General features: G+C 60.9%; 3 protein-coding genes. 2 read left to right on the top strand and 1 reads right to left on the bottom strand.

Annotated elements, in window-relative coordinates:
- Nucleotides 1-535 precede the first annotated feature (535 nt).
- Nucleotides 536-1,459: a nucleotidyltransferase and HEPN domain-containing protein gene (locus tag FJ426_RS26415; protein ID WP_140825642.1), complete on the bottom strand. Its 924-nt coding sequence runs from the start codon at nt 1,457-1,459 to the stop codon at nt 536-538.
- 404 nt (nt 1,460-1,863) lie between these two features.
- Between FJ426_RS26415 and FJ426_RS26410 the strand changes: the two genes are divergently transcribed.
- Entirely contained in the window at nt 1,864-3,123 is a 1,260-nt protein-coding gene (locus tag FJ426_RS26410; protein WP_140825641.1) for an exonuclease SbcCD subunit D, read from the top strand.
- Nucleotides 3,120-6,590, top strand: coding sequence for an AAA family ATPase (locus FJ426_RS26405; protein WP_140825640.1), 3,471 nt, complete (start codon nt 3,120-3,122; stop codon nt 6,588-6,590). Before FJ426_RS26410 ends, FJ426_RS26405 begins: the two co-directional genes overlap by 4 nt.
- The last annotated feature ends 151 nt before the right edge of the window (nt 6,591-6,741 follow it).

Genomic DNA, 6,741 nt, shown 5'->3' with positions numbered 1-6,741 from the left:
CCAGATCGACGACCTGCTGCCGTGGGCCTACATCCGGGCGCCTGAGCTAAAGGCCGTGGCCTGAGAACACCGCTTACTCTTCAGGAGCGCTGCGGCTTCGCTTACTGCTCGCCGGCAACACTCATCGATTGGCGGGCACGAGGCGTGATATCCACGCTGTGGATCAGATCGAAAGCCGTATCGGCATGCATTTCGAGATCGGGCAGCCGACGCGGGGGGATTGCGTGAGGATCGGCGCCGAACACAACGTTGAGGGGAGCCGGCGCCTACGAGGCAATCGCCACCTACGGGCGAAACACCTCCCTTCGCGCGCTTTGCCACCTGTCCAGAACAGCGCCGCCGCTACCAGCGGCGACGGCAACATTCGTCTTCCCCGAATCGAGACCATGCTTCGCGGCATGTCGTGCGGCAGCGACGCGCTCAAGGTCTATACGAGTGCCGAAACGACTTCGCACACGACGTGGGCAGCCCCACTTAAATTCGGACGACGACAGATAATTCCGGACATCACACCGGAATTGGTGCAATCGCGAAGTTAGCTCGCTTGCTGATCAGCCGTATTTGCCTCGCTCCTCAATTTTTCAAGCCGTGATCTGCAGATCATTTCGATGCGATCGATCAACTCGGAGACCCGCTCGGCAAGCCACTGGAGCGCTTCGCGAGTGATCTCGAAGTGCCGCGAGTAGCGTGCTTTCACATAAGCCTCGTTTATGATGTTGAACCAAGCTACGAAACGCTGCTGGTCGCGGGGCCAAACTTCGGCAAGTTCCTGTGCTTGATCTTCAGCGAGGCTGCGAAGGAATTTGACGTTGTGAGAGGCAGGGCTGTAATTTGTTAGAACCAACAACAACACCGCGTAGGCCTGCTCGATTGATTGGTGAAGGAGAAAGGCCGCTTCCTTGAAATTGGATTCGCTGAGAAGAAATCCAGCTGTCTTTGCAAATACTCGGGCGTGCGGCAGCCTGTCTTCGAGGTGTTCGGCTGCTAATCGGAATGCATCGGCCGGCTTTGTAGGTGCCGGATGCGCCAGCGGTTCTTCGTCGAGCTCGTAGAGGACAATTCCCTCGCGACGGATGTCGACGAAGAAGTACTGACCCTCCCTGAGGGCAGTGTTCACCTCCCGGCGGGAATGCACAATGAAGCTGACTGGCGTGTTGATTTCGCGCATCAGGCGGTCTGCTGCCGTCTGCCAATAGCCGGCGAAATCGGTCAGTTTGCGATTGTTCACCACCACAAGCAGGTCGAAATCCGAACGATAGCCCTTTCTGGTATGGGGCTCGTCGACCCAGCCACCACGAGCATAGGACCCGAAAAGTATAATCTTGAGAATGCGCCCGCGCTTTTTGAAGTCGGTCGTCCCTCCCTTGAGGGCATCCTCAAACTCCTCAAGGAGCAGCTCGACGGTCTTTCTCAGCTCGCGCTGCTTTGGTGGCGGGAGGTGGTCGATGCTGGATTTCATAAACAAGGATCTGTCGTCCATCGTGTGTGCATAGCCGAGACGAGGTCCCGAATCCACAGACTGCCTCGTTCGGCCGGATTGAGCAACGCACACATTGCAGCATCAGCTGGAAGAGTTGTTAAGTCAGCGTGCTAAACATTGCAGAGGATTTAAGCTCATCACGTATCACTTCATGTTGGGGGTTTCCTCAATACATGGCGCACCATTTCCCAGCGTTTATATTTTCGGACGGTCCGTCCCGCAGCGTCGCGCTCGGTCGTCGATAAGCGAACAGACTTCTAGCTCGGAAAAGATGTCGGCGAACTCATGCGGAAGGGGGCGGCCGTATCGGCCGCCGGATTTTCTTGAGATTTTTCCTGTCGAGCCGCGGTCGAACACCGGTATGTTCAAACCGGAGATTTCCAATGCCATTTCGATTCGTCCACACCGCCGACATCCACCTCGACTCGCCGCTGCGTTCGCTGGCGATGCGAAACCCCGACCTTGCCGAACTCGTCGGAGACGCCAGCCGTCAGGCGTTTGTCTCGATCATTGACCTCTGCCTTACGGAACGTGTCGACGCCCTGGTCATTGCCGGCGATCTCTATGATGGCGATCAGACTTCGATGAAAACGGCCCGCTTCCTGGCCTCACAGATGACACGGCTTCATCAGGCCGGCATCAGGGTTTTCAAGATCCGTGGCAATCATGACGCGATGTCGCGGATATCGAAACAGCTGGTGTTCCCGGACACGGTCACGATCTTCGGCGGCCGTCCCCAGACCGTGCTGCAGACAGCCGGGGGGCTCGACGTTATGTTCCATGGCCTGAGCTTTGCCAGCCCCAAGGCGCCGGACAGTCTACTCCCGAAGTACTCAGCGCCGCGCGAGGGCGCGGTCAATGTCGGCATCATGCATACCAGCCTGGCTGGATCGCCCGGCCACGATGTCTACGCGCCTTGCAGCGTCGCTGACCTGCACGGCCACGGTTTCGACTACTGGGCGCTTGGGCACATCCATGTCCGCCAAGTCCATCCCGGGGCAAGCACCGTGGTGATGCCAGGAATTCCACAGGGCAGGGACATCAACGAGGCCGGAGAGAAATCCGTCACCCTGGTCACGATACGAGACGACCGCACCATCGAGATCGAGGAGAGGCTGACCAGTATCGCGCAATTCGAGCGGGTGATCGTCGACGTGACCGAAACGGTGGAATGGTCCGAGGTCGTAGAGCGTATCCGATCCGCACTCGAAGATGTGCGTGCCTCCGTCAGTTCCCGTCATGCCGTGGTCCGGCTAGGCGTGACCGGCATGTCGCCTTTGTCATGGGCACTGATCCGCGACCGGGATCTGCTGCTCGCGGAAGCTGAGCAGGTCGCGGAACAGGTAGGCAAAACCTGGGTGGAAAAGCTCGAACTTAACGTCTCGCCACCCGCAGCAGAAACATCCGAGGGCGTCGCCGATCCGATTTTCGAGCTCGCAGAGTCCATGCGCGCCGATGGCGGCTCGGAAGCTTTCCGTGCCGAGGCGAGGGCGCTCGTCCAGAAGATGATCGCGGATCTGCCGCCTGACGGACGCGATTTCGCCGGTAAGGACGAGGCCGAGCTGGAGTTGTTCCTCGACAGGGTGCTTGCCAACGGCGCCGACCTGGTTACCGCGCGCCTCAAGGCCGGTGGGTCGCAATGAGGCTGCGGCGACTTGATCTCATCCGTTATGGCAAGTTCACAGACAGGACGATCGACTTCGGGCCGAAACCGGAATCGGGTCCCGATCTGCATATCGTATTCGGCTTGAACGAGGCCGGCAAGTCGACAGCACTTTCCGCCTATCTCGACCTGTTGTTCGGCATCGAGGAGCGCAGCCGCTACAATTTCCTGCACGAGTACAGCGCCATGCGCATCGGCGGTGTACTCGAGCTCGGCGGCGCGGAGCAGATTTTCACGCGCACCAAACAGCGCACCAACTCGTTGCTGAACGCGACTGGCCAACCAGTCAGCGAAATGGCGATATCATCCCATCTCGCCGGCCTGTCTCGCGACGCATACGAGACCATGTTCTCGCTGGACGACGAAACGCTGGAAGCCGGTGGAAAGTCGATCCTGGAATCGCGCGGTGACCTCGGCAAGCTGCTGTTCACGGCCAGCGCCGGCCTCGGGCATGCAAGCGATACATTGAGCCTGCTCGAGGCCGAGGCGGACAGGCTCTATCGCAAGCAGGCACACGGAACCGAGCTTGCTCTGCTCAAGAAGCGGCTTGCGGAACTGAAATCCAGGAGGGAGGCGATCGACACCTTGGCGTCGACCTTCGAAACCCTCGAGACAGAGCGCCTGGACGCGACAGCAAAATACGACCGCAGCATCGCTGAACGGTCGGTGCTGTCGGCTCGGCTCTATACGATCGCGAAGTACCTTCGCGCGATCCCGATCCTTGCCGATATCAGGCGCAAGCAAGCCCAATTAGCCGAGTTGCCTGAGATCGCTTCACCGTCACGGACATGGACCGGCAGTATCGCCGACATGATCGAGGCCGACGCCAGTCTGAAAACGCGGCTGTCCGCGAGTGTGGAAGAGCTCGAACGGGTGACGACGAAAATCGCCTCGGTCGATGTGGACGAAGCGGTCCTTGCGATTTCCGAACGGGTTCGCGGACTGGCCGACCGCAAGGTGCGCCACGTCTCGGCCGGGCTGGACCTGCCAAGCCGCAGGACCGAGCTACAAATCCTCGACAATGCCGTGGCGACCTGCCTTGCCGCTCTTGGAAGGCCCGCCGAGCCGGACCCTGCCAAGCTGCTCCTGCCTGCCGGAACCATTGGCGTTTTGCGCACCATGGTCGAGCAGCGATCGGGGATCGTTACCAGCGTGCGCGTTGCACGCGAGGAGGCGGCAGCAGCGGCTGATGCGCTCCAGGCGGCACGCGAGCGGGTCGGCGAAGAACGGGCCGTGCCCGAGCCTGCTAGGGCAAGGCTGGTTTCAGCTTTGTCGACGGCAAGAGCGAGCGGATATCTGAGGGAGATCAAGGCGGCGCGCGAGGCCGCGGATGCGGCAGCGATCCGATGGCGGGCCGCGATCGCGCGCTTGCATCCCTGGTCGGGAGATGCGCAAGGCTTGGCCAGGATCGCCATTCCGAATGCCGGACAGCTTGGCGCATGGAAAGCGCTTGCCGCAGAGCTTGGGAAGAGCAGGGGTGTCCTTTGCGAACGTCTTGCCGAGCACCAGGGCAATCACGATTTGTTTGCCGCGCGGCTCAATGCCCTTCGTGCCTCGGTCGATGTCAGCGACGATGATGCGGCCGGCGCCATACGGCGCGGCCGCGACGAGGCCTGGGTAAGGCATCGCCATGACCTGACTGGCGAAACCGCGGATGATTTCGCGGCGGCACTGGCCCGAGACGACAGTGTCGGAGCAGGCCGTCTGGCCAACGCCCGGGAGCTCGTCGAGATTCGCAGCACAAACCGCAACATCGCTGAAACCGCGGCCACCATAGCGCATACGCGCGACCAACTTGCAGGCATCGGCTCAGATCTGCAGGCAGTGCACTTGGAAATGCGAGCGGCCGCAAGAGACTTGCTCGGGCCGTGCCAGGAAGCTTCCCCCGAACAGCTGATCGACATGATAGAGGATCGCATTGCTGCCCGGAACGATGCGCTCGCGGGATGGGAGGAGATCGAGCTTTCCCGCAAGAAGTCCGAGCGCGCGGTTGATGAGGAAGGCCGAATACGCCTGGAGCTGAGCGGCGCGCTGGCGAGCGTCGGCGTTGGTTCCGATCCTGGTGACAGCCTGGAAACGGTGATGGCCGTGGCAGAGCTGTTCCTAGAGAGGCAATTCAAAGTGGACGCTGAGCGCACCGAGGCGCTCAAGACCGTTGCCGCAAGGCAGGAGGATCTGGCCGCCAGGCGCCGCGCCATCGAAGTCGCGGAGCGGCGCGAGGATGAATGGCAGGCCGGCATTGCCGAAGCGCTCAAGGGCACCTGGCTCGAGAACGGCATCTCGGCGCCCGGCCTCGGCGGGGTGCTGGATCAATTGGCTGAGCTGTCCAGATGTCTTCAGGACCGCGACGCCATGCAACTGCGTATCGACAAGATGGAGGCCGACAGGGACAGTTTCCTGGTTGAAGTTTCCGCCGTTGCAGCCGAAGCGGGTGAGGCGGCCGATGACGACGGACCGGAACAGCTGGCGATTGGGCTTGCCGAGCGCCTGGAGGGCGCCGAGCGCACACGCGAGGCCAAGGCAAGCCTCGTCAATGACCTGCGGCGCCTGCAGGATGCGCGTGAGATCCTCGATGGCGAGATTTCGGCGCATGAGCGCCGCAAAGGCGAGGTCCTGAGCGTCTTTGGGGTGGCCACGCTGGCGGACGTCGTGCAACGCGACGAACTGCTGCGCGAAAGGGATCGCCTGCGCTCGGCCGTGGCCGAACTTGAGGATCAGGTGTCGTGCGAGCTCGCGGTGGAAGGGTTCGAGCAGGCGCGCTCGATGTTGGATGCTGTCGATCTCGACAGTCTCGCAATCGAGAAGGCCGAAGCAGAGCAACGGCTTCGCGACCTTGATGAGGCGTTGCAGCAACATCTCATTCGGCAGACGCGCGCGACCGACAAGCTAGACGCCATCGGCGGCGACGCCGCTGTTGCCCGAATAGACGCCGAACGGCGCACCGTCCTTCTGGAAATCGAGGAAAAGGCTGTCCGCTATATACAGCTGAAACTGGGAGTCATGTCAGCTGGGAATGCTCTGCGCCTCTACCGCGAACGTCATCGCTCCGGAATGATGGATCGCGCATCTAACGCATTCGCGCTCATAACCCGCGGCCAGTATTCCGGCCTGACAACTCAACCCGTGAAAGGTGGGGAAGTGCTCATCGCGTTGCAGCGCGATGGGCAATCCAAGGTCGCCGATGCTCTGTCGAAGGGCGCGCGCTTTCAGCTCTACCTGGCGCTGCGGCTCGCGGGGTACTACGAGTTTGCGCAGGTTCGGCCCTCCGTGCCCTTCATCGCAGACGACATTATGGAGACTTTCGATCATGTCCGGTCGGAGGAGGTCTTCAGGTTGTTCGGCGAAATGGCAAGTGCAGGACAGGTAATTTACCTAACGCATCACCAGCATCTGTGCGAGATCGCCAAGACCGTGGTGCCGAGCGTAGCGATCCATGAGCTCAGATGAGGCTGGACTTCACTTGATCCGTTGCTGAAATACCGTGCTGTTCGATGTTTTCTCTAGTTAGTCAAATCGAGATTCCGAGCGCCGCCTTTGGCGTCCGCTTTGCGCCTCAACTCAGACGTAGAGCCCGCCTTTGCGACACCCCATAAGCGCA

It is taken from the genome of Mesorhizobium sp. B2-6-4 (assembly GCF_006441495.1).
Classification (GTDB): domain Bacteria; phylum Pseudomonadota; class Alphaproteobacteria; order Rhizobiales; family Rhizobiaceae; genus Mesorhizobium.
Note: the sequence above shows the minus strand (reverse complement) of the source record. Positions and strands in the feature narration are given on the sequence as shown.

What these genes read in the sequence shown, in the direction of transcription:
- FJ426_RS26415 (WP_140825642.1), bottom strand. Translation starts at nt 1,459, where the DNA reads ATGAAATCCAGCATCGACCACCTCCCGCCACCAAAGCAGCGCGAGCTG.
- FJ426_RS26410 (WP_140825641.1), top strand. Translation starts at nt 1,864, where the DNA reads ATGCCATTTCGATTCGTCCACACCGCCGACATCCACCTCGACTCGCCG.
- FJ426_RS26405 (WP_140825640.1), top strand. Translation starts at nt 3,120, where the DNA reads ATGAGGCTGCGGCGACTTGATCTCATCCGTTATGGCAAGTTCACAGAC.